General features: G+C 69.7%; 2 protein-coding genes. Both read left to right on the top strand.

Going from position 1 to position 1,994, the window contains the following annotated elements:
- On the top strand, nucleotides 1-1,069 hold a 1,069-nt coding region (locus V6U77_RS29735; protein ID WP_334610053.1), incomplete at its 5' end, for a beta-ketoacyl reductase.
- A gap of 43 nt (nucleotides 1,070-1,112) precedes the next feature.
- Nucleotides 1,113-1,994: beta-ketoacyl synthase N-terminal-like domain-containing protein (locus V6U77_RS29730; RefSeq protein ID WP_442934542.1), on the top strand; the 882-nt coding region annotated here is incomplete at its 3' end.

Here is a 1,994-nt window from a genome sequence, read left to right as displayed (position 1 = left end):
TCTGGGCGCGGAGTTCGGCGACCGCGTCGAGGCGGTGGCCTGTGACGCTTCCGACCGGGCCGCCCTGGCCGCGGTGTTGCAGGGCCGGGCCATCGACGCGGTGGTGCACGCGGCCGGCGTACTCGACGATGGGGTCTTTGCATCCCTCACACCGCAGCGGATCGACGATGTCCTGCGGCCCAAGGTCGATGCCGCGCTGCACCTGCACGAGCTGACCCGGGACATGGACCTGACGGCGTTCGTCATGTTCTCCTCGGCCGCTGGCGCCTTGGGTAGTGCCGGGCAGGCCAACTACGCGGCCGCCAACGTCTTCCTGGACGCGCTGGCCGTGCACCGGCGCCGTCTCGGGCTGCCGGGCGTCTCGATCGCGTGGGGGCTGTGGGAGCAGCGCAGCGCGATGACCGGCAACGCCGACAGTGAGCGGCTGGCGCGGGCCGGGATCCTGCCGATGACGACCGCGCAGGGGCTGGCGATGTTCGACGCCGCGTCCACCGGCATCCATCCCACCCCGATCGCAGCCCGGATCCACCACCGGCCGGAACGCAGGGCCACCGGATCGGGCGGCGACACCGAAATCTCCCGGCTGGTAACCCTGCCGGAGGCTCAGCGCCACGAGGCGATGCTCGCCCTTGTCCGTACCCACGCGGCGGTGGTTCTCGGCCATTCCTCCGAGGGGCAGGTCGCGGCCGATCTCACCTTCCTGCAGGGCGGTTTCGACTCGCTGACGGGCGTCGAGCTGCGGAACCGGCTCGGCGCGGCGACCGGCCTGCGGCTGCCGGCCAGCCTCATCTACGACTATCCGACGCCCGCTGCGCTGGCGGCGTACCTGAGCCGGGCCTTGGCCCCGCCGCCGAGGGACCCGGCGGAGGAACTCCTCGCCCACCTCGCCCGGATCGCCGACGGCATGGACGCGGTCACCGACCACGGATCCCGGGCCGCAGTGACCGAGCGGCTGCGGGCCATGCTGGCCACGCTCACCACCGCCGAAGGCGCGGCCGACCTCGACGATGCCGATCTCGAGTCCGCCACGGACGAGGAACTGTTCCAGCTCGTCGACAGCCGCGACTGACCGCATCGACCATGGGGGACTGAGAACGATGTCGAACGAAGAAGTGCTTCGCGACTATCTCAGGCGTGCCATCGCGGACGCACGGCAGGCGAACCGCCGCCTCCGTGAGGTCGAGGACCGCCAGGCCGAGCCCATCGCGATCGTGTCGATGGCGTGTCGGTTTCCTGGCGGGGTGGACTCGCCGGCGGCGTTGTGGGAGTTGCTGGTTTCCGGCGGGGAGGGGATCGGTGGGTTTCCGGCTGATCGGGGCTGGGATGTGGAGGGGCTGTTCGACGCGGAGGGTGCGCGGCCGGGGTCGTTCTATCAGCGCGGTGGTGGCTTTTTGCACGACGCGGCTGGGTTCGATGCGGGGTTGTTCGGTGTGTCGCCGCGGGAGGCGTTGGCGATGGATCCGCAGCAGCGGTTGTTGCTGGAGTGTGTGTGGGAGGTCTTTGAGCGCGGCGGGTTTGATCCGGTGTCGTTGCGGGGCAGTGACACTGGTGTCTTCGTTGGGGCCATCGTGCAGGAGTACGGGCCTCGGTTGTTGGCTGGTGGTGATTCGGCGGGGTATGTGTTTACCGGTAACACGGGCAGTGTGGTGTCTGGCCGGGTGTCGTATGTGTTCGGGTTGGAGGGTCCGGCCGTCACTGTCGACACGGCGTGTTCGTCGTCGTTGGTGGCGTTGCACTCGGCGGTTCAGTCGTTGCGGCTGGGTGAGTGTTCGTTGGCGGTGGTCGGTGGTGTGACGGTGATGCCGTCGCTGGGCGGGTTTGTGGAGTTCTCCCAGCAGGGGGCCTTGTCGGCGGATGGGCGGTGCCGGGCGTTCGCGGCCTCGGCGGACGGTTTCGGGCCGGCTGAGGGCGTCGGTGTGCTGTTGGTGGAGCGGTTGTCGGATGCGCGTCGTCTTGGGCATCAGGTGTTGGCGGTGGTGCGGGGTTCGGCGGTG

It is taken from the genome of Micromonospora sp. CPCC 205546, from assembly GCF_036902715.1.
Taxonomy (GTDB): Bacteria; Actinomycetota; Actinomycetes; order Mycobacteriales; family Micromonosporaceae; genus Micromonospora.
Note: the sequence above shows the minus strand (reverse complement) of the source record. Positions and strands in the feature narration are given on the sequence as shown.